General features: G+C 58.3%; 16 protein-coding genes. 5 read left to right on the top strand and 11 right to left on the bottom strand.

Annotation, left to right across the window (positions count from 1 at the left end; all coding sequences use genetic code 11):
• Together IRZ24_RS05100 and IRZ24_RS05095 are read right to left on the bottom strand one after the other, a co-directional pair.
• The coding region (locus IRZ24_RS05100) for a DUF5691 domain-containing protein (RefSeq protein WP_297160874.1) at positions 1-1,537 on the bottom strand (1,537 nt) is incomplete at its 3' end.
• Positions 1,538-1,546: 9 nt separating this feature from the next.
• Complete coding sequence (locus tag IRZ24_RS05095) at positions 1,547-2,947, bottom strand: SWIM zinc finger family protein (RefSeq protein ID WP_297160873.1); 1,401 nt, start codon at positions 2,945-2,947, stop codon at positions 1,547-1,549.
• A 248-nt stretch (positions 2,948-3,195) separates the two neighbouring features.
• Here IRZ24_RS05095 and IRZ24_RS05090 point away from each other — a divergent pair, with 248 nt between their 5' ends.
• Positions 3,196-3,606 (top strand): Hsp20/alpha crystallin family protein, encoded by a 411-nt coding sequence (locus IRZ24_RS05090; protein WP_297160872.1) that lies wholly within the window; start codon positions 3,196-3,198, stop codon positions 3,604-3,606.
• Positions 3,607-3,883: 277 nt separating this feature from the next.
• On the top strand, positions 3,884-4,765 hold the full coding sequence (locus IRZ24_RS05085; RefSeq protein ID WP_297160871.1) for a class I SAM-dependent methyltransferase: 882 nt from the start codon (positions 3,884-3,886) through the stop codon (positions 4,763-4,765).
• Between the two features lie 501 nt (positions 4,766-5,266).
• Here the strand turns inward: IRZ24_RS05085 and IRZ24_RS05080 are convergent.
• The 5 genes from IRZ24_RS05080 to IRZ24_RS05060 all read right to left on the bottom strand — a co-directional run bounded on the left by IRZ24_RS05080 (position 5,267) and on the right by IRZ24_RS05060 (position 11,751).
• The gene (locus tag IRZ24_RS05080; RefSeq protein ID WP_297160870.1) at positions 5,267-5,986 is read right to left on the bottom strand and encodes an ABC transporter ATP-binding protein; all 720 of its coding nucleotides are present in this window, start codon (positions 5,984-5,986) and stop codon (positions 5,267-5,269) included.
• An 80-nt stretch (positions 5,987-6,066) separates the two neighbouring features.
• Positions 6,067-6,948, bottom strand: a complete 882-nt coding sequence (locus IRZ24_RS05075; RefSeq protein ID WP_297160869.1) for an ABC transporter ATP-binding protein — start codon at positions 6,946-6,948, stop codon at positions 6,067-6,069.
• Between the two features lie 86 nt (positions 6,949-7,034).
• The gene (locus IRZ24_RS05070) at positions 7,035-9,032 is read right to left on the bottom strand and encodes a hypothetical protein (RefSeq protein WP_297160868.1); all 1,998 of its coding nucleotides are present in this window, start codon (positions 9,030-9,032) and stop codon (positions 7,035-7,037) included.
• Positions 9,033-9,082: 50 nt separating this feature from the next.
• Positions 9,083-10,042, bottom strand: a complete 960-nt coding sequence (locus IRZ24_RS05065; RefSeq protein ID WP_297160867.1) for a branched-chain amino acid ABC transporter permease — start codon at positions 10,040-10,042, stop codon at positions 9,083-9,085.
• Positions 10,043-10,425: 383 nt separating this feature from the next.
• Positions 10,426-11,751: a branched-chain amino acid ABC transporter substrate-binding protein gene (locus tag IRZ24_RS05060; protein ID WP_297160866.1), complete on the bottom strand. Its 1,326-nt coding sequence runs from the start codon at positions 11,749-11,751 to the stop codon at positions 10,426-10,428.
• A gap of 573 nt (positions 11,752-12,324) precedes the next feature.
• Here IRZ24_RS05060 and IRZ24_RS05055 point away from each other — a divergent pair.
• Together IRZ24_RS05055 and xylB are read left to right on the top strand one after the other, a co-directional pair.
• A complete protein-coding gene (locus tag IRZ24_RS05055) occupies positions 12,325-13,389 on the top strand; it encodes a TIM barrel protein (protein WP_297160865.1) in 1,065 nt (354 codons plus the stop codon).
• 176 nt (positions 13,390-13,565) lie between these two features.
• Complete coding sequence (gene xylB, locus IRZ24_RS05050) at positions 13,566-15,113, top strand: xylulokinase (RefSeq protein WP_297160864.1); 1,548 nt, start codon at positions 13,566-13,568, stop codon at positions 15,111-15,113.
• A 173-nt stretch (positions 15,114-15,286) separates the two neighbouring features.
• On the opposite strand, the gene IRZ24_RS05045 is transcribed toward xylB, so the two are convergent.
• Positions 15,287-15,577 (bottom strand): hypothetical protein, encoded by a 291-nt coding sequence (locus tag IRZ24_RS05045; RefSeq protein WP_297160863.1) that lies wholly within the window; start codon positions 15,575-15,577, stop codon positions 15,287-15,289.
• A 143-nt stretch (positions 15,578-15,720) separates the two neighbouring features.
• On the opposite strand from IRZ24_RS05045, the gene IRZ24_RS05040 reads away from it, so the two are divergent.
• The gene (locus IRZ24_RS05040; protein WP_297160862.1) at positions 15,721-16,404 is read left to right on the top strand and encodes a hypothetical protein; all 684 of its coding nucleotides are present in this window, start codon (positions 15,721-15,723) and stop codon (positions 16,402-16,404) included.
• A gap of 198 nt (positions 16,405-16,602) precedes the next feature.
• Here IRZ24_RS05040 and IRZ24_RS05035 read toward each other — a convergent pair whose 3' ends face one another.
• The 3 genes from IRZ24_RS05035 to IRZ24_RS05025 all read right to left on the bottom strand — a co-directional run bounded on the left by IRZ24_RS05035 (position 16,603) and on the right by IRZ24_RS05025 (position 20,586).
• On the bottom strand, positions 16,603-17,463 hold the full coding sequence (locus tag IRZ24_RS05035) for a class I SAM-dependent methyltransferase (protein WP_297160861.1): 861 nt from the start codon (positions 17,461-17,463) through the stop codon (positions 16,603-16,605).
• A gap of 199 nt (positions 17,464-17,662) precedes the next feature.
• Positions 17,663-18,430 (bottom strand): 3-oxoacyl-[acyl-carrier-protein] reductase, encoded by a 768-nt coding sequence (gene fabG, locus IRZ24_RS05030; protein WP_297160860.1) that lies wholly within the window; start codon positions 18,428-18,430, stop codon positions 17,663-17,665.
• Positions 18,431-18,708: 278 nt separating this feature from the next.
• Positions 18,709-20,586 (bottom strand): pentapeptide repeat-containing protein, encoded by a 1,878-nt coding sequence (locus IRZ24_RS05025; RefSeq protein ID WP_297160859.1) that lies wholly within the window; start codon positions 20,584-20,586, stop codon positions 18,709-18,711.
• Positions 20,587-20,672: the final 86 nt, after the last annotated feature.

The raw sequence follows: 20,672 nt of genomic DNA, 5'->3' as shown, positions 1-20,672 counted from the left end.
GAATGATGGTATATTGAACATAGTAACTGCTAATTGTTTGCAGAGGCGCCGCCTGGATCACTTGCAGGGCGTAGTCGAAGCAGGCTTCAGGCAGAGCCTTGCTGGCGATCCTGAGACCTTTCTCCCACTGCTGCCACTCCTCCGTCAGGTCGGGAGGGGCAGTCAGCGGCGACTTTCTCGTGGCAAGCCTGGCCAACTGCTCAAGCCGGCTTTGCAGGTGCTCAAGAAAGCGACATCCAAAGACGGTGCTCCACGGTCCAGGTAGCCTGGTCAGGAGGGCCAGCCAGCGCTCAGACCAGCGCTGCTCAGGGGAGGCCAGCGCACGGAGCACAAACTGCTCTGCTTCCTGCTGCTCTAGGCAATTGAGCAGATCCTCGGCCCCTGTAAGAGGCTGCTGGGTATCTGGATCAAGCCAGGAGAGAAGCGCACGCGCCCAAGAGGGGGCACGATGCAACAGGGTGGCTTGCAGCAGACCGGTAAGTACCTGGGTACGCCAGTCGCTCTCTAGCGCATGCACGCTGTCCGCAGGCGAGAGCTGTAACTGCTGCTCCCAATAGTCAGGAGGAACCAGACTGATCAATGCCTGCAGCCACTCGGCGCGCCGCTGCGGAGATGATCCGCCTTGTTCGATGCCAAAGCGCCGCCACTCTGGTAAGTAGGCTTGCGGTAGGAAGGCGCATACCCGATCGCCTGATGGTCGCCGTTCCTTTCGAAGCAGATTCTGAGCTACTGCCAGCAGCTCGCGACGGCAGGCAGAGGTAGGCAGACGTGCCAGCAATGCGGCTGCCTGACGGCGTTCCTGGGGGCTGCGCTGATCGCGTACTGTTTCCAAGAAAGCCTCATCGGCCTCCTCAAGGCCGATCTCAACTGTTTTCAGCAAGGCTAATCTCTGCTCTAGCCGCTCCTTTGGCCAGGCTTCCGCCAGCCATTGGCGGGCCAGAGAACGATTGTGAATTCGTAGCTGACGCAGCAGGGCCAGGCGTTCGGCAATTGTGCCCTCCTTCCACAGTGCACTCATTTCTTGCTCGCTCAGCTCGGTCGCAGGTAATCTGCTGATCAGCAGCCTGTACCAGGACGGCTGAAAGCGGGCCAGCCAACGCCCACGTTCTCCTATCACCTGCACTACAGCAGGAGGCGCATCAGCTCTCTTCGTGTCCAGCATTTCAAATAGCCTGGGCAGCATGGTGAAAGGCAGGCGAAGGCCGTGTCGTGCCACTAGCTCCAGCGCCTGAAACTGCACTTCAGAGCTGGCCTGCTCCAGCATGCTCTCGAGCATGGCCGCCGCTCGCGGCGGGCATAGAGGTAGCTTCTCCGCTGGGGCGGCTGTGAGCGTCACGCCCACAGAAAAGGGGCTGGTCCCTGCTAGCGTATAGACAGCTTCTGCGCCGGCCAGCAAGAGCAGCTTACGCTCTAGTGGAAGGTTCTCCGGCAGCTCGTCAAGCAGTCGGTCAAAAGGGGTTGTGGCAATCTCTGGTGGAGGTTGCTCCTGGCGTGTGCCAAGCAGGGCATAGCGGGTCAATAGCTTTAAACGGCTCATAAACGTCGATTAACTTCTAGCCTTCAATTGCACTCGATATCTTTTAAGCGAAAACAGAGTGTGAAAGCCCTCGCTGGGGCTGATAGCAGCCAATGGGAATAGCTCAGTGCCGTCCCACTCGCCGATAAATGTGAGGGGGTAGCCACCTGATAGGGCCAGTAATTGCCAGTGGGGGCCGCGGCTCAGTGGCAGAGCTTGACCGTGACGATCGCGTAAGCACCAGTGCTGGCCCTCGTCGAGGCAGATGGGCATGGCCTCGCTCAGTACACACAAGAAGCGCTCAAGCCAGGGTTGACGTGCCAGAGCTGTTGCCACCATCTCCAGAAAGTCGGCAAGGCTGGCGGCCCCTGGTGAGCTGCTGAGCGGAGTGGCGGGGCTATCATATGCCAGCAAGCGGGCACGTTGCGGATAAGCGCTTGGCCAAAAGATCAGCTCGGCCTCCTGTGTGCAGCCGAGGGGGTAGCGCTCAGCAAACATTGGCTCCTTGCTTGCTGGTGAATATTGCAAGAGCAGAGCCTGGCGACCTGTCTGTTGTCCAAGGAGCCATGTGCGCTGCTGCCACAGTTGATCTCTTTGCTCCAGGCGCTGGCCGAGGAAGAGCCAGCGGTCTCGAACCCGCTCCCCGCGGGAGAGCAGTTCCTCTGACGACAGAGAGAGGCCTAGAACCTGGCGGACATCCTCCTGCAATCCGGAGTCTAGACGCTCCATGTGGCGAAAAGCTTCACCCAAGAGGGCCAGCTTGCCGAGCTGGCGCAGCAGCAGCTCTGGCCAATCGGGACGACTATACGGTACAGTAGTCAAGAGGCGCAGGCGCGAAGCCAGGCCCGGCATCTGGGCGTCATCCAGCGCGGCGGCCTCCTGTTCCCACTGATTCAGCGTCTCGCCCTGCAAATCGGCCAGGCCATTGCGCAGCACGTCGGTGAGCCAGAGATCGAGGCGCTCCAAACCCTGTAACATCCGTTGCTGGCGTCGGTAACTGCGTTGTTGGCGTCCCTGCGCCTTCGTGTCATTCGGAGCGGGTTCAAGCGTTTCGGACGCGGCTGAAGCTGCCGCTGATTGCTGAGAGCCTGGCTGTCTCAACAGACCGGCGTGGCGTGTCAACCAGGCCTTGACCCACGTTGGTGCGGGTGATACCGGCAAGCGCTCAGGGCTGGATACTGCCAGGCAGAGCAGTCCGATGCTATGCTTGCAAGGAATCTTGCGACTGGGGCAGGTACAGGAGGTCTTCAACGACAGTTTATCCACGCAGACACGGTAGAGGTTACTGCCCTGGCATTCACCCCAGAGAGCCTGCTCATCCTGGCCCAGGGCTTGCCACTGCCCCTGACTAGCAAGTTTCTGCCCGGCCTTCAGCACCTGGTCATCGGGTGCCAGGTCCGCCAGGATGTTCAACGTGAGAGCTATCTCCACTATCTTCTCACTCCTTCCCTACTCCCTGTAGAGTACCTGCTGAAGGTCATGTCTGTGCTGTTCTGTAGAAGGATTCCTTTCGTTCGGCACCAAAATGGAAACAGTGGCAGCTGAGCTGAGGAGTTATGACGATGGAGGGTCGGGTGCTGGAGAGCTGACACTCTGAGTGGCTACATCTCGTGCCCCTTAGAGAAGAGAGCTAGCCAGTGGGGTGATGAAATTCAATCAGGTTTTGCAGGAGGATCGCGATGCAGGAGCGACTGAAGATCCACCATGTCCCAGTCAAAATGTACCGGAGTGAAGACCGCCTGGTCATTGCTGCTCCCATGCCAGGCATGGAGCCGGATGACATTCATATTGAGCTGCAGAAAGATGGACGCCTGATTCTACATGGAGACTTACGGGCTCTGCTCAAAGACGTCAAAGAGCTGCTGATCGATGAGTGGAGCATCGGCGCCTACCATCGCGAGCTACAGCTAGAGCTGCCTGTCGATGGAGAACACGCCAATGTGACCTACGGCAATGGGGTCCTGGTCGTGGCTCTGCCGGTGAGCACCTCTCTGCGCCCAGCTCATCTTACTCTCAAGGCCCACGGACAGGCTCGTGGTCTTCACCAGGGAGGCGCTGGACATCCAACTGCCTGGACCTCCCTAGAGTAATGATTATGCAACGGAGCGAGGCCTGCCCTGGACCTCGCTCTCATTTTGCTACCGTGAGGCTCATCGTTCCTCTGGCGCTACTCACCGCCGTTACTGTACTATAGTAGAAAGGCGCAGCCTGTCTGTCCGCGGGCGTCTCCTTCGCGATAGCTCATACGCCGCTCTCGTAGCGTAGTGGCTGCAAGCAGCTTGGCCCTGCTTTCTCGGCTGATGAAGATTGCTCGCTGGGCGGGCAGCCGACTGTAGAGAAGCAAGGAGAAAGGAGGACAGAGGCATCGTGTCTGCCGATTCGGCCTCTTCTGCAGGAGAGAATCGCTATTTCATCGATATTGAGCAAGGGGCGGAAACAGCCAGGCTGCTTGAGCAAGAGCGGCTCTTTAGTGAAGCGATGGGGGGACTATTGCCGGAGCTGGACGATCCCAGCCAGCTACAACGGGTGCTTGACATCGCCTGTGGTCCTGGAGGGTGGGCTTTGGAGCTAGCAGCGCGCTACCCTCAGCTCGAAGTCGTAGGGATCGATATCAACCCGACCATGATCGATTATGCCCTTGCCACCGCCCGCGTGCGTGAGTTACCGAATGTCACCTTCGAAGTGGCAGATGCCCGCCAGCCCCTCCCTTTCCACGCTGCCACCTTTGATCTGGTCAATGCCCGGCTAATTATGGCCTTTATGGACCAGCAGAGCTGGCCGGCCCTTCTCAGGGAGTGCCGACGCATCCTCCGTCCCGGGGGCATCATACGCCTCACCGAGATAGAAACTCCGGTAAGCAATAGTCCGGCCTATCAACGCCTTTACACCTGTCTCAATCGCGCGTTGGCCCAACAAAAGCGGACCTTTTCCGTCGACGGCAACTCGACAGGCGTTGTCTACATGCTGGCGCGTCTCCTGCGCGAAGCCGGCTTTGTCAACATCCAGCGTCGCGCCTTCTATTACGACGGCTCCTATGGGATGCCCATGCATGACAGTGGCTACAGAGATATGCAGGCTCTCTTCTGCCTAACCAAGCCCTTCCTACTGGCCAGCGGCGTCATTGATGAAGCGGAATTTGAGCGGGTCTATCAGCAGATGCTTCAAGAGATGGCCGCCGAAGACTACACCATTGTCGGTTTCGGGCTGACGGCCTGGGCCGTCAACCCTGGAGAGCAAGCAAGTAGCTAGGGCATCTCCTCGGTCCCTGGCACTGGAGCCGGCTAGTCAGCAAGGTGACCTGGCGGGGCTGGCCTGGACGTGGACAGCAGAGATAAGCAGAAGATGTCTCTCAGTGCCCAGCCGGGTCCCAGCCCCTACGAGGGATCTGGTTCTTGAGCGGCGATGGTGGCGGCAATCTCTGGGTGGAGCCGCCAGCTACCGTCTACGAACACCTGCTGATCCGCAGAGGAAGATCACTAGTTCATCTGTTGCCAGGGTCACCATCGTAACTACGGACCATACATCAATGGCATTTGCTTCTCTGCTGACCGTGGTATCTTGCTATGTGAGGTTGGCAGAGAGCGGAATCATTGATCCAAACGTCCTGGTAGGCCTGGGCCAGAGGCTAACCTGGCAGCAAGAAGGTCCGCCCAGCCCCACCAGATAGGCTGAACGCGGGCTGGGCAGACCGTTCCCACTCATCCCCCTAACGGGTGGAGGCGAGACGCGGCGAAGCACCCACTATGCGACTCAAGCGCCGCCGAGGTACGCCTGCCGTACCAGGTCGTTCTGCAGCAGATTAGCTGCTGTATCGCTCAACACAATCTTACCGGTCTGCAGCACATAACCGCGATCGGCCAGACTCAGCGCCATCGAGGCATTCTGCTCCACCAGAAAGATCGTCACACCCTCCGAACGGATACGCACGATTGTCTCAAAGACTGTCTCCACCAGAATAGGAGAGAGGCCCATCGAAGGCTCATCCATGCACAGCATGCGTGGTCGTGACATCAAAGCGCGAGCCATCGCCAGCATCTGCTGCTCGCCACCTGAGAGCGTCCCGGCGATCTGCTTGAGGCGCTCCTTAATGCGCGGGAAGATCTGGCAGACGTGATCAAGATCCTGCTCAATCTCGGCCTTATTGGTCCGTGTATAGGCACCCATCTGCAAGTTTTCCAGCACCGTCATGCGCGGGAAAATGCGACGGGCTTCAGGGACCAGGGCCAGGCCCAGCCGTACAATATCGCTGGGGAGCCGGTGATCGATCCGCTGACCATCGAAAGTAATCGTCCCCCGGCGTGGGCGAACCAGGCCGAAGATCGTCTTCATTGTTGTGGTCTTGCCAGCGGCATTAGCCCCGAGCAAGCAAACGATTTCGCCGCGGCGCACCTCCAGATTAATATCGTGAAGCACCTGGATGGGGCCGTAGAACGTATCGACATGCTCCAGCCGCAGCATCACGTCACTCATCGTGCGCCCCCTCACAGACAGCCGATTGGAGAGCGGCGAGCAGCAACACTAGCAGCAGGTCACTTGGCTCAATCAGTTTCTTACTCATGGTGGTTACTTGCCTCCCCTTCGGGCTGACGCCGAAACGTCACCTGCCATGTCTGGCGCCCGGAAGTAGCTGCCGTACCAAGATAAGCTGTAATCACTCGCTCATCGCGACGGATCTCATCGGGCAGCCCCTCAGCGATCTTGCGCCCGTAGTCGAGCACAGCGATACGGTCAGAGATACCCATTGTCACCATCAGTTTGTGCTCGATCAGCAAGATCGTCAAATGCAGCTCATCGCGAAGACGGCGGATATAATGCACGGCCTCCATCGTCTCCGCCTCGTTCATACCGGCGGTTGGCTCATCGAGCAGCAGCAATTTGGGCCGCGAGGCCAGGGCGCGGGCGATCTCCACGCGGCGGCGGTCGGCGTAAGAAAGATTAATCACATACTCGTCCTGGCGGTCGACCAAATGCTGACCGAAGAAACTGAGCAGCTCAATTGCCCGTCGGCGGGCAGCCTCCTCTTCCTGCTTGACCCAGGGGGGACGGAAAACCGCATCCAGAATTGAGGCTTTCAGGCTCAGATGCTCGCCGACCAGTACATTTTCCAGAACCGTCATATTATTGAACAGACGAATGTTCTGGAACGTGCGAGAGATGCCGCGCTCCACCACCTTATGGGGGGCCAGCTTCGTGAGCGGCTGACCGTCGAAAAGGATCTCCCCCGACGTGGGCTGGTAGATCCCGGTGATCAGATTAAAAACCGTTGTTTTGCCCGCACCATTAGGCCCGATAATGCTCACGATCTCCTGAGGATAGACGACCAGATCAAGATCCTGGACCGCGGCGAGGCCACCGAAATGCTTCGTCACCTGCTTCAACTCTAGCAAGGGTTGGCGCGCGGGCTGAGGGGTCTGCTCGTACTCAGCAGTCATGATCGCAGCCTCCAGCTAGGAACAACGCCAATTATTGGCGGCATTTGTCTCCGTCATCATATGCTCAGCTCATTCCTCGTTACTCGTTACTCGACGTGGATCTCCGACTCGAAACCAGGCGCTCCGGGGGGAGTATCCAGAGAAGTGATCTCGGCCCCTTCGAACTCGGCCCGATGCAGCTCGCGGCGTCGACGCGTACTGGGAATCAGTCCTTCTGGCCGGAAGATCATGAGCACAACCAGGATAATCCCGAAAATCAAATTGCGGATATTGCTGAACGAGAAGTTAGGGATCACCTGGAGGATATGCGTATAGATCGGATAGATGATACTGGTTGGATCGTTCCCCAGTGCATCGAGCTGAGGCAAGACCAGCACATTCACGGCATAGACAACGAGGGCGCCGACGACCACGCCAGGGATGCTCCCCAGGCCGCCAAGGACCACCATTGCCAGGTAGATCACCGAGTCGCTGAAGCTGAAGTTGCCGGATGCCACCGTACTCAGCTTAGCGGCGTAGTACGCGCCAGCGATCCCTGAAAAGAAAGCGCCGGCAGCAAAGGCCAACAGCTTTGTCCGCGTCAAATTAATGCCCGAGGAGGCGGCGGCAATCTCATCCTCCCGCATTGCGACCCAGGCTCGTCCGATGCGTGAATCGCGCAGGCGCACGTTGGCCAGCAGCACGATGGCGATCAGCACCAGGATCAGGTAGTAGTACGGCTCTGAGGTTGAAACATTCCAGCGTACCCCGAAGAAGGCCGGCGAGTAGATACCTGTCAGGCCGTTGGTACCATTCGTATACTTATCCAGATTCTGGACCACAATGGGGATAATCTCGCCGAAGCCGAGGGTCACGATCGCCAGGTAATCACCACGCAAGCGTAGAGTGGGCGCACCCAGCAAGACGCCCCAGAGAGCAGCGATCAGGGCGGCCACGATCAGCATCGGCCAGAAGAGCCAGGGCCAGATCTCAGGGTTGATGCGAATCCCTGTCAGCACTGTGAGCTGAGGTGAGCCGACCATCGCCCAGGTATAGGCGCCGATTACGAAGAAGGCAACGTAGCCCAGATCCAGCAAGCCGGCAAAGCCCACAACGATATTCAGACCCAGGGCTAGAATCACATAATAGCCAGCATTGGCATAGTTGTCCAGGCGCGCATTCGTCCCCGCTCCGAAGAGGAAGGGATCAATCATCGGGTAGAAGAGCAGCAAAGCAACAAGCAGCCAGATGTAGAAATTCCGGGCTCCAGTGCTCCTCAGAGGCAGGTCATTGGGGACCAAATCGCGAGCCTCCTCGCGGGCGCGGGTGGCGGAGAGCAGACGCAGGCGGCGTGTGCTAACAGGCGTGTCAGAGCGATCACCGTTACCCCCATTGCCGTTGGCCTGCAGTGCATGGCGTACTGCGATCTGACCTCCCACGCCTCCTAGTAACCAGCCGGCAACTGGCAGCAGCACCGTGCGCAGCACGATCCAGATCAGAAACAGCAGCGAAGCCTGGCCATACTGACCGGTGAAGTAGAAGAGCAAGTCGGCGAGCAGCCAGACTAAGGAGAAGAGGAGGGCGAACCAGAAGCTTCCTAGACGAGCGCGCGTCGTCAAAGTGGCGCGCATCTCCGTATCGAGCACTGTCAAACTTGGCAGAGGGGGAAGGGAAGGGGAGGAGAGGAAGAGCTGCACAAGGCGACGTCCATAATAGTAGATGACCCAAACCACCACTGAAGCCGCCAGGCCTACAAAGAGGTTGGCGGTGATATAGATCAACAGGATCGGGACCACCGTGAAGAAAAACATCGAGATCCACAGATCTATCATGCCCTGTCGCCCACTATCGGCGGCCACCAGGTAGCCTACCAGCCCCAGAATGATGCCATAAAAGAGCAACATGAAGAGGCCGGCGGCCAGCGTCGAAACTGAGAAATTCGCGGGGAAGAAGATCGCCAGCAAGGCAGCATTCAGCATTGCCTCCCCGCTCCAGACGAGCGTAAAGACAAGCACTGGTACCAAAAAGGCGATGACCCATTTCACAAGCAGCCGACGGGTCTCGCCTGTCTGTGGCAGGATCTGGGAAGGAACCAACATAGCCATCGCATTCTACCTCTGTCTTATAGCAACGTGCGCGTGTTCACGCTTCGTGGCTAGACCTTCTCGGCTAGCTGTTGCCCAAGGAGGCCAGTGGGGCGGAAGACCAGAATCAAGATCAGGATAGCGAAAACGGCGGCATCCTGCCAGGAGACACCGCCATGTGGCAAGCCAAAGGGAGGAGTCTCTGGCCAGAGGGCCATCAAGGAACGGATCAGACCGATTGCCAGCCCTCCCAGCATAGCGCCAACCAGATTACCAATCCCACCCAGTACAGCGGCGGTGAAAGCAAAGAGTCCCAGCTCAAAGCCAATGTTGAAGGAAGTATCATTGGACCAGAGGAGGAAGAAGAAGCCGCCTGCTCCCGCAATGCCTGCTCCGACCAGAAAAGTGAAGGCGATCACCTGGTCGACATTGACCCCCATCAAAGCTGCAGCCTCGCGGTCTTGGGCCACCGCGCGCATTGCGCGTCCAATCCGCGTGCTTGTGACCAGCCATTGCAGACCTACCATCAGCAGCACGGCCACAATCAGCACAATAATATCGGTATTATGGAGGAGAATCGGACCCCAGCTATAATTAACCAGAGGGATCAAGGGGGGGGTCGTAACAGCGCTAGGGCCGATAATGGCCTTGGCCGTATCCTCCAGGGCCAGCGAGACGCCGATGGCCGAAATGAGCGGGGCCAGGCGTGGAGCGTTGCGCAACGGGCGATAGGCCACGCGCTCAATGAGCACCCCGAGGAGGGCACAAATGACGGTTGATGCTAAGAATGATACGACCAGCATGAGGAGCAAATTGCCGAGCGGCATGGCAGAAGCGTTGGAGAGATGGAAGACATTGGTGACCAAGAGCAAGGTCACCAGTGTGCCCATCATGAAGATGTCGCCGTGGGCAAAGTTGATCAGCTCGATGATCCCATAGACCATCGTATAGCCCAGGGCGACCAGAGAGTAGATCGACCCGGTGACTAGCCCCTCAATAATCAAGCGTATCGTCTTGGTTAAGAAGTCCATGTAACCTCACCTCACCTTTCACCGGCTGCTTAGCCGGCGTTGCATGCTTGGTTTGGGGCAAGGCGGCAAAGCGCCAGAGTCAGTAAGCGAGGCAGTGGGCTCCGAAACAGACTGGCTGTTGACTTGATTGACTGGCTCTCTCCCGCCTTATCCAGGAAGATCGACTGAAGTGGGCAAAGAGGACTGCAGGGACAGTAAACAAGGTAAGAACGATAGGAGCCACAGGGACACCAGCCTGGGGAGAATCTTCAGTCGACCGAGGCTGCAGTAGCTACAGCAGGTAGAAGTCTACAAGGCAGGCCAGCCGGACTGGCCGCTGCGCTTGACGAATCCGCATCTGCGACCGTTGATTGCCGTGACTGGCCTGCCACTTTAAAGCTACATTACTGGACGGTGACAACGTCCTTCGCCACCAGATCAGGTTTGCCGTTCACGTTAGCAACCTGATAGATGGTGAAGATCTTGTTGGTCGTATCGCCATTCTGGTCGAAAGAGATCTTGCCGGTGATACCATTATAAGTGATCGTCTTCAGGGCATCGACGACCGCCTGGCGGAAGACCTGGGCCTGAGCTGAATCGCTCGAATCCTTCGGCGTATGGGTCTTGGTCAGCGCCACCTTAATGGCCTGAATAAGAATATTCATGGCATCGTAAGCGGCGGCGCTATAGGGACCCACATCGCCATACTTTGCCGTGTAGTTCTTAATGAACGTCTGCGCGGCAGGGATCTTCGAGACATCAGGAGCGGCCACCGTCATGTAGGCCTTGCCTCCCAGATCGACGATCTGCTTATAGAAGTTGGTGTCACCCGTCAGACCATCGCCTCCAGCGAAAACAGCGTTCTTCAGCTCAGGGATGGTCATCATCTCCTGCTGAATGATTTTCCCACCAGTCGAGTAGTTGCCGCCGAAGTAGATCACATCCGGCTTGGAGGCTGCGGCTGCCGTCAGCAGATTCAAATAGGAGGTTGTGCTCTTAACGCCGTGGCTCTTGCCATCGATGACCGTGCCGCCCAGCTTTGTCCACTCCTGGACAAAGTACTTAGCGAGGCCAGCGCCGTAGGTCTCCGTATCATCGATGACGTAGGCGGTGCGCAGATGCAGCGTGTTGTAGAGGTAGTCCGCCATAGCGGGCCCCTGATGGTCATCGGTGGCTGCGACGCGGAAGTAAGTCACATTACCTGTAGGGCGCAGCTTTGGCACCAGGTCATTCGCGCCAGTGCAGCCCACATCGGCCCCTTCCTTGGTCAGACAGGGGTTAGTGTTTGCCGGGCTGATCATTGCCAGCGAGGCCTGATTAGCGATCGGCATTTCCGCCTGCGCCACGTTACTGTTAAGCGGGCCAACCACGCCTGCCACCAGAGCATCGCCAACCAGGGCCTTCATGTTATTCGCACCCTTGGTCGGATCGTGCACGCCCGAGGCGCCAACATCGTCCTGGGGATCGAACTGCAGGGTATAGCCGGGGATCACATGATTGGCGTTGGCCTCATCAACGGCCAGATGGGCCCCGTTCTCTGTCGATTTTCCAATACCGGCATCCGCGCCGCTGACCGGAAAATCCGTGGCAACCTTGATGATGGTGGACCCCTGCGTCGTGCTGGTGCCCGTGCCTGTTGTCGTCGTACCGGCTCCGCAGGCTACCAGCATTGCTACAAGCAAGGGTATGCCCATCGTAAGAGCCATGAAGCGTAGCCAGTTTCTCTTCATGGAAGACAGCCTCCTTCGCAAATACCAGGTCTGCACCGCGCAAGGCGGGTGACAGCAGGGCGGTGAGCGCAACTTTTTGGGGAGCGCACAATTTCACCCCCTATGAGACATTACGCTATGGTCGTAGTAAGACCTCACACAGTCGTGCTTTCACCGTCCCATTAGCCTTCTGCTGACGTGACCTGGATTTGCCACCAGCAGGATATGTGGCTTGCAAGATCAACCAGGCTGGTAGATGGGCTGATTATAAAGAACCCCGGTTTTCTCTGTCAATACCTTCTTTATGCTTCCCTTCTGGAACTTCTGTTTCACTCTGCTCTATACTTTCCCAGTGCGCTTCAGAGAACCCTCCTGGTTGCCCTGGCCTGCCTGCGTTGCTCAGTGGCCTAGCTGTCTGTTCAGGACAGCTTCGCTCTGACCTGCCCCTTGGGCTGGCCTTCCCATCGCCTTTTCAGGCGCACCGGGTGTATACTTAAAGGTGGATCGGCGATTGCTTCCTGGGCAACGAGGGGCCAGACAAACACAACCGTACCGGGAGACAGTCCACCGGAATCTCATTCTAAGGAGGGAGCAGTGGAACATCAAGCTATCAAAAACAGCGTTGGGATCTGGGCCTTTGGCCCCAACGTCACCCGCTTTGTCCCGCCTGGCTATCACCCCGAGGTAGCCAACGAGGACATGGTAACGCGCACGAAGCGCGTGGTTGATGGACTGGCCGATCTGGTCGACGGCCTGGAATATCATTATCCTGGCGAGATCAATGAGGATACCGTCGAGGCCATCAAGGCCGCTCTCGGCCCGATGGATATCTATTGCATTGCCGCCGGCCTCCATACTGACCCCACTTACAAGCTCGGCGCCTTCATTAACCCCGATCCCGCTCTGCGCCGCCGTGGTATCGAGACGCTTAAGCGCGGTGTCGATCTGGCCGCCGCTCTGGGCGCCAATTTCATTATCTGGCCCGGAGCCGAGGGCTATAACTATAACTTCCAACGTGACTACGCCCGCACCTGGGACCTCTTCATTGAGGGCGTTGCCGAGGTGGTCGCTCATGCCGCCTCCAAGGGCGTAAAGGTCTTCTTGGAGCATAAAAATAGCGAACCGGCTATGAATATCCTGATGCGCAATATCGCTGCGTGCCTCTATACGATTGAGCGCATCGGGCGCCTTGGAGTCGATACTTCCCGACTGCTGGTCAATATGGACTGGCAGCACCTGATTATGAATGGGGAGAACCTGGCAGAGTATGCCGCCCTCTTGCATGCTGAAGGGCGCCTGGGTCATCAGCATGCAAACTCTGGCTGGGGCACGTTTGATGACGATAACATGGTCGGTGCTTCTTTCTTTATGCAGACCCTGGAGCTGGCCATGACGCTACAGGATGTCGGCTATGGCCAGAATGGTGAGCGTATCGGCTACGATCTTTACCCCTATACTGAGGACCAGATTGCGGCGGTGCGCCGCTCAGTGCTACAGTGGGCCTTTATTGACGATCTGGCGCGCAAGATCGATCGCCAGGCTCTGGCCGAGGCGCGGGCCCGTGCTGACGCTGTCGAGGGCTACCGCATCGTCTACGAGACACTGGGCCTGGACCAGGCTTACATCGATCGCATCATTCAGCAGCGGAAGAACCGCTAGCCGGCACGAAACGGGCTGATCGCTCCAGCGGCGAGGAAATCGTTGTCTTGTCTGACCGCGCCAGGCTTGCTCTCCAAAAAGGGAGGCTTTCCTACACGACCCTGGAGGCTGAGCCTGGTGTGGTCAACGGGCCAGTGTCCTCGCTCTGCTGAGCTGCTTTTCCAGGATGCATGCCAATGGATGCACTACTTGGTATTGATCTGGGAACTACTGGAGTGAAAGCGGCCATCTTTGATGCAGAGGATGGTCGTCCTCTGGCTTCTGCCTTTGTCGATTATCCTCTCTATCATCCGCGTCCAGGCTGGGCTGAGCAGAATCCGGCGGACTGGTGGCAGGCAACGCTGCAAGCGATTCACGCTTGTCTAGAGCAGGGGACCAGAGCCGGTGTGCAGCCCGGTGATGTACGTGGTGTCGGCCTCTCGGGTCAAATGCATGGCATTGTCCTCTTGGATGAGGCGGCCCAGGTGATTCGCCCTTGTATCATCTGGGCGGACCAGCGTACCGAGCCGCAGTGTCGCTGGATGACTGAACGTGTAGGAGCTGCGCGCCTCATTCAGCTTGTCTCTAACCCGGCGCTGCCGGGCTTCTCGGCGCCTAAGATTCTCTGGGTGCGGGAGCACGAGCCGGACCTGTTCGCTCGCGTACGCACCGTGTTGCTGCCCAAGGACTATATCCGCTATCGCCTGACTGGAACAATGGCGATGGAGATCTCCGATGCCGCCGGAACCTGCCTGCTGAACGTGGCTGAGGGAAGCTGGTCACATGAGGTATTAGAAGCTATTGGACTTGATCCGGCCCTTTTACCTCCGGTGGTGCCAGCCGATGCTGTCGCTGGTACAATTACCGAGGAGGTGGCCACCCTCACAGGTCTACCTGCCGGTACGCCCGTTGCCGGCGGGGGGGCCGATAACGCCTGTGGGGCTGTGGGTAACGGCGTGGTACGGCCTGGCCTGGCCTTGGTCTCGATCGGTACGAGTGGGGTCGTCTTGGCACACGCTGAGGCTCCTCATGTCGATCGCTCAGGCCCGACGCCTCGTATTCATACCTTTAATCATGCCGTGCCGCGGGCCTGGTACCTGATGGGAGTGACCCAGGGGGCTGGTCTCTCGCTGCGCTGGGTACGGGATTATCTGGGACTGCCCGAGCGTGCTCTAGAGCGCTGGACAGGTCTGGATGCCTATGAGTTGCTCACGCGTGAGGCGGCTGGCGCTCCCCCCGGTTGCGCGGGCTTGCTATTTCTCCCTTATCTGCAAGGAGAACGGACACCACACCTTGATGCCTACGCTCGTGGCGGTTGGATTGGCTTGACGGCTGCTCATGACCGCCGTCACCTCATCCGCTCTGTATTAGAAGGAGTAGCCTTTAGTCTCAAAGACTGCTTCTCCATCATTACTGCTCAGGGGTTACAGCTAGAGCAGGTACGGGCCACGGGAGGTGGAGCAAAGAGTCCTCTGTGGCGGCAAATTATCGCTGATGTGCTGGGTGTGGAACTGGTTGTGACCAATGCCAGTGAAGGGCCAGCCTTCGGTGCGGCCCTCTTGGCCGGTGTGGCTGCGGGCATCTATCCGTCGGTGCAAGCCGCCTGTGAGGCCACCGTCAGGGTCACTGAAAGCACCGCACCTCAGCCCGAGCAAGTGGCCCTCTATGCCCGCTTCTATGAGCAATATCGCAGCCTCTATCCAGCTCTGAAGACCGTCTTTCACGCCCTGGCCGGCCTCAGTTAGGCGGAGTGGCCTGTCGGAGTATTACAGGAGACCCTGGGACCCTCGGCAGGAATGAGGGCTAGCATCAGCAGAAAGTGGCGCGCCGGTCAGGGTCACTCATCAGGCTGTGGCCACTAGCTGGCAGGGCCGTTATAGTGGCTGGCCTGGACCGGCGCGCTGGCTATTGTCCTTGCTTAACGCCTCTGACCGGTAAGACGGGCGAGCTGTCCGAGCAGGGCACAGAGGGCTGCCAACAGCAGCAGAACCGTGATGCCAATGAAGGTGTACCACTCGCCGCTGCTGTCAAGCAGCACGTATGCTACGGGCAGAAGTAAGAGACAGCTCAAGGCCAGTTCCAGGCAGAAGCGAGCCAGGCTAGAGAAGGAAAGGCCGCGCTCCACAAAGCTGTCGATTGCCAGGCCCATGAAAATGACTGCGGCCAGGGTAAAGGCAAACAGCGGGATCAGCGTCAGCTTGTCCAACATGCGTCTGTTCCCACCTCCTCCCGATCCTGCTCAGGCACGAGCATCTTGCGTCAGCTACACTGTAAGTGTAGCTAATCTGTGGCCTCTCTGGCAACAGCCAGACTGTCTCTCTAGTGAGAGAAAAGCGAGCAGCAAGACAATCAATGAAATGGTTCGATCAGGTGCTTACCACAGAGTCATCGCAGCGAGCGGAACTACAGGCACTGCGCGAACGTCTTCTTTACCATCCCTTCTGGAGAGGCATAGAAGCAGGCACGCTTGTCAGGGAGAGGCTGGGCCTCTTTGCCCTGCAGGACTGGCTCATTGTCCGGGATGCCTATCGTCTTGATGGGTTGGCCATCGCGCGTGCTGCTCCCGACCTAGAGTTACAGGAAATGCTCATTGATAAACTGGCTGCTAAGAAAGGCGGCCCTGAGCTACTGATGCGTTTTGGAGAGGCGGTCGGTCTCCCACGAGCCGCCTTTTCCCAAGTTGTACCGTTGGCGGGCTGTCAGGCTTTGCTCAACTTCTTCTATTGGATCTTAGAAACGGGTAGTCCCGAAGAGTGGCTAGTAGCCGTGGGTGCTAGCGAGGAGGTCTTTACCCAGCTCTGCCTGCGCGTCTATCCATCGCTCATGAGTCATTATGGTCTAAATGCATCTCAGGTCGCTTTTTTCAGCGCCCATCGTGCCGTTGGTGAGCGGGTCACTCCTCTGGAGCACTGGCTCAGTAAGCAACGCTTGGGCCCTCCAGAGCAGCAGCGTCTCATGCGTGTGCTGCGCCTCAGCTATGAATATGAAATACAGTTCTACAATGCTCTGCTAGAGGCGCCCCTGACCTCACCCTGAGCTGTTAAGGGTCTGAGGCAGCCGCAGACAGACCGTGAGGACTGCCCTCGCCTGAACCTGGGGAGGAGAGGTAGCAAGGAGAGCTGCAAGCCTATTAGCCAGGCTAGGACCGCGATGCGGCGAGGGGAGATAGCTTGAGCCGCTCACTGCCCTGGTCTAGGAACGGCGCATAGGGGCAGAGCACTACCCGCCCGTAGTTCAAGCGTCCTTCACAGCTACCATCTGAAGCCACATCCGGGGTACCTCCTGTAATCCAAGCTCCTGGCCAGCTTCATAGACAGCCACTGCCAACGCCTGGGCACCGATTGGCAGCGGCACACCTGGTAGCGCGCCCTCAATGAAGAGCCAATACTGACCCAGATCCTTCCAGGCATCAAGCGGGATCGACACCTGTGACTGCGTCATCTCCACACGGCTAAAGCCTCCCTCGCGGAAGAGGGCAGCATATTCCTCGGGAGAGAGCCATTGCATTGCCTGGGCCTTAGTCTCACGCGAAGGGCGGATATCGGGATGAGTCTTGCGTAGCCAACCAACGGCGCGGCGCGTCCACATGCGATAAAAGCGCTCGGTGCCGGGGACATAGGTGCCCTCGTAAAAGGCGCTATTGCAAGCGAAGATACCGCCCGGACGCAGGATAGCAGCGATCTGGCGGAAGGCGGTCAATTTGTCGGAGACCAGATGAATAGCGTTGCAGAAGAAGGCCATATCAGCGTCGTGGACAATGCGCGGTAGATCTTCGCTTTCACCCTGGACAAACTCGGCCTGGATTCCTAGGGGCTCCATGCTCTTGCGAGCGCGGCGCAGAGCCTCTGCCGAGGGATCAACGCCAATCAAACGCGCCTGCCGTCCTAGCTGCGTCAACTCCTCAGCGATCAGGCGTGTAACGGCGCCAGTACCGCAAGCCATATCGACGATGGTCAGAGGTTGCTCGTGGGGTAACCCCGTCAGGTGGGCTAATGCCTGCTGCACGAGCGCTCGATTGATCTCGGTGTAAAAGCGGTGTGCGGCGAAAGGTTCAAAGGTGAACTGGTTGGTTTCCTCGGTTTCAATCAAGCCCATCAGTTATGCCTCCTGAGCTGGTGTCGGTGTTATTGAATTAGAGAGAGTTCGGCCCAAAATTGTTTCAGAGCCGCTGGCCCTGCGTTAAAAATCTTCCTCTTCGGCACAGCAAGGCTGAGCAACGCAATGGGAAAGGGAAGCGGCGACGGAGGGAATGATTGAAACCGAGGAACCAAGGAAGAGAGAAGGAGCCGGCTGATTAGATATGCATGGCCATGCCTCCGTCGACACAGATGACTTGACCGGTGATGTAGCCGGCCTCAGGCGAGCAAAGGAAGCAAATAGCAGCAGCAACCTCCTCTGGCGTCCCGAAGCGACCGAGGGGGGTGAGATCGAGCATCTGCTTGCGCTGCTGCTCGCTCAGCTTAGCGGTTAGCTCGGTCGGGACGAAACCGGGCGCTACGGCGTTAGCCGTGATATTGCGACTGGCCATCTCGCGCGCGGTGCTCAGTGTCAGCGCAATGATGGCGGCCTTCGAGGCACTATAGTTCGCCTGGCCAGCATTGCCAAGGAGACCGGCGACCGAGGTAACATTGACAATACGGCCCCAGCGCGCCTTCATCATCGAACGCAGAGCTGCGCGGGTACAGAGAAAGGCTGAGCGGAGATTAATATTTAAAATATCTTCAAAGTCGGCAAGCGACATCTGGAGAATCAGCTTATCACGTGTGGTCCCGGCGTTGTTCACCAGAACGGTCACCGGCCCCAGCTCGCGGTTGATTTGCTCAAAGAGTCGGCTGACATCTTCTTCCTGGCTCACATCGGCCTGGACGGCGATAGCGCGTCTGCCGAGGGCTTCGATCTGGGCGCGTACCTCCTCGGCGGCTTCAGCATGGCGATAATAGTTCACGGCGACATCAGCTCCCGCCTGGGCCAGACGCAGAGCCACTGCTCGCCCAATACCCTGGCTACTTCCAGTCACAAGTGCGATCTTGCCTTCCAGTGGCAGATGCTGTTCATTGGCCATAGAACGTCTACTCCTTGTCGAATACCTTGGCGTCCCCGCCCGTTTGCCGCTCTAGTATAGCATATTTGTGCCGCCTGTGAAGGGCTGGAATGGTTCGCCACAGGCCGGTGCTGGGGAGAAGAGAGAATAAGCCAGGCCTAGACCGGCCCCAGACCGGCCAACAAGCGAACTAATCAAGCAGCGCTCTGATACGCAGGTGGAGACGCAGGTAATCTTGCCTGCCTTGCTCTGCAGGCTGCCAGGCGGAACAAGAAGAGAGAACCCTTCTCTTCCTTTCCTTAAGAAGACGCTTGCTCGCCTGGAGCTGGTGACTTCTGCTTCTTCAGCGCACGTAGCTCCTGGGTATCAACAATGTGGTCAGTTACCTGGGGATCAAGCAGGCTCTCGGCGCTGGTACGTTCTGACTGAGGCAGTGGGTCAACCAACTGCTCGATAAAAGGCAAGGTATCCAGCGTAGGGACGGAGAAAGGCGTCTCTGGGACCTGTGGCAGCTCGCTGGCGGAGGAGCCAGAGGCCTCCTGCGCTTCTTCCTCAGACTCGCTGCTGCTGGTCGTCTCATAGGAGGTATCTGGGATGCGGAAAGCAAAAGGCGTCGGCTTGAGGCTTCCGACATCCTTCTCCGCGGTCTGGTTCTGGTTACCTTCCTCCCCAGAGGTTTCCTCCTGCCCTGAGAAAGCTGCGGCGCGCTCAACAGCCTCTTTCCAGGCGCGCTCCCATGTGGAGGCCGTCCACGGCAGACTTGAAGAGGAAGGAAACTCCTCCTGTTGGTCAAAGCTTTCGGTCGGGTAGGGGGAGGTTTCTAGCCCCTCTGCCGGCGCGTGCTGAGTTTCCTCATCAGTGCTGAGTGACGCATCAAAATGCTGGGACTCGGCCTCCGGGCCGGATGTGAAATTGAACGAGACACCGCCCGCGGAAGTCTCAAGCGCCTTGAGCCAGGCCGGAATCTCAGGTTGTTCTCCAGCCGGACGCTCCTCCATCATGTAGGCCAGACTCTCAGGAGAAAAATAGTCCTCCTCGCTGCTCTCGGTCTCCTGACCAAGCTCATCGCCGGCTGCAGAGACCGCCGCTGCATGCTCTCCCTGCTTCTCTCCAATTGATGAGGAAGCGGCGATGGCCGGCTCAGGCAGCGTGTGAGCGCCGAATGAAGGTGAAGAAGCGGGCGACGTTGACGTTTCCTGATCAGCAGGCAGGACTGTGCCCGGCGTCGTAGCGGCACTAGCAAAGGAGGAGGCAGCTTCTTCCAGACGTGGGGATAGATCAGCGGAGCTGGATCGCTGGCTGCTGGAACTGAAAGATCCAGCGGTAGAAGTGGCTTCCGCCTCTGGGGCAGGGCTTTCCTGAGCACGCGGACGTAAGCTGCTGCTCCCCCCTGGAGGGGCAGCGGGACGCTCCGGAATAATGCGAGTTGGACGGACTGCCGGCATGCGGGGCGAAGTCTCCTCCACCTCGGCCTCGCTGCGACTCTGTGGACCAAGAATAGCTGAGCGCAGTTGCTCCTCGGTCAGGCTGTAGACATTATCCAGGCGGGCCCCAGTCAGATTGGTCTGGTGCAGATCTGCGACCAGCAGGGTGGCCTCACTCAGGTTGGCATCGCGCAAATCGGCGTATGAGAGATTGGCTCCTGTCAAATTGGCTCTCGTCAAGTCAGCGCCTGCCAGGCAAGCGCGCGAGAGATCGGCCATTGAAAGATTAGCGCCCACCAGCCGGGCCCCACGCAGATCGGCCCGTCCTAAATAACGATGGGAAAGGTCGCGCTGTGAAAGGTCGGCCTTGTAGAGATTGGCAGGCCGCCAATGGGCGGGCATAGCCGCTCCTTCCTCCGCCGCCTTCGAGAGAATAGGCGTCTCATCCACGCGGGGTAGACGTGCAAGCTCCAGCTCTACGCCAAACTGACTGATTGCCTGATTAAGGCGCTCCTCATAAGCCTTGCGCAGCTGCTCAACCTGATTGGCCAGGCTCTGTTTCTGGGCGGCCATCTCACGTTGCTGCTTTTGCTCCCAGACCTGGCGCCGTGCCTCCTCCGCGCGTTCCCAGGCTGCCTGCTGCTTACGAACACTCTCGATGAACAGGCGCTGAACACGCAAGCCGAGGAAGATTCCCAGGCCCCCCGCCAGCACAAAGATGATAACGCCCCCGATAATCAACGTTTCGACCATAGCACTAGACTCCTGGCTTGATCTCTCTTCTCCGCACTATTGTGGATGGTAGCAGCTCCTGTGTCCCCTATTATAAACAACTACCT

The sequence above is a fragment of the Thermogemmatispora sp. genome, from assembly GCF_019683755.1.
Lineage (GTDB): Bacteria > Chloroflexota > Ktedonobacteria > Ktedonobacterales > Ktedonobacteraceae > Thermogemmatispora.
This window is presented reverse-complemented; position numbering and strand designations above follow the sequence as displayed.

Excerpts from the sequence above, each read along its gene's own strand:
- IRZ24_RS05090 (WP_297160872.1), top strand. The coding sequence starts at position 3,196 with ATGCAGGAGCGACTGAAGATCCACCATGTCCCAGTCAAAATGTACCGG.
- IRZ24_RS05080 (WP_297160870.1), bottom strand. The coding sequence starts at position 5,986 with ATGAGTGACGTGATGCTGCGGCTGGAGCATGTCGATACGTTCTACGGC.
- IRZ24_RS05075 (WP_297160869.1), bottom strand. The coding sequence starts at position 6,948 with ATGACTGCTGAGTACGAGCAGACCCCTCAGCCCGCGCGCCAACCCTTG.
- IRZ24_RS05070 (WP_297160868.1), bottom strand. The coding sequence starts at position 9,032 with ATGGCTATGTTGGTTCCTTCCCAGATCCTGCCACAGACAGGCGAGACC.
- IRZ24_RS05065 (WP_297160867.1), bottom strand. The coding sequence starts at position 10,042 with ATGGACTTCTTAACCAAGACGATACGCTTGATTATTGAGGGGCTAGTC.
- IRZ24_RS05060 (WP_297160866.1), bottom strand. The coding sequence starts at position 11,751 with ATGAAGAGAAACTGGCTACGCTTCATGGCTCTTACGATGGGCATACCC.
- xylB (WP_297160864.1), top strand. The coding sequence starts at position 13,566 with ATGGATGCACTACTTGGTATTGATCTGGGAACTACTGGAGTGAAAGCG.
- IRZ24_RS05045 (WP_297160863.1), bottom strand. The coding sequence starts at position 15,577 with ATGTTGGACAAGCTGACGCTGATCCCGCTGTTTGCCTTTACCCTGGCC.
- IRZ24_RS05040 (WP_297160862.1), top strand. The coding sequence starts at position 15,721 with ATGAAATGGTTCGATCAGGTGCTTACCACAGAGTCATCGCAGCGAGCG.
- IRZ24_RS05035 (WP_297160861.1), bottom strand. The coding sequence starts at position 17,463 with ATGGGCTTGATTGAAACCGAGGAAACCAACCAGTTCACCTTTGAACCT.
- fabG (WP_297160860.1), bottom strand. The coding sequence starts at position 18,430 with ATGGCCAATGAACAGCATCTGCCACTGGAAGGCAAGATCGCACTTGTG.
- IRZ24_RS05025 (WP_297160859.1), bottom strand. The coding sequence starts at position 20,586 with ATGGTCGAAACGTTGATTATCGGGGGCGTTATCATCTTTGTGCTGGCG.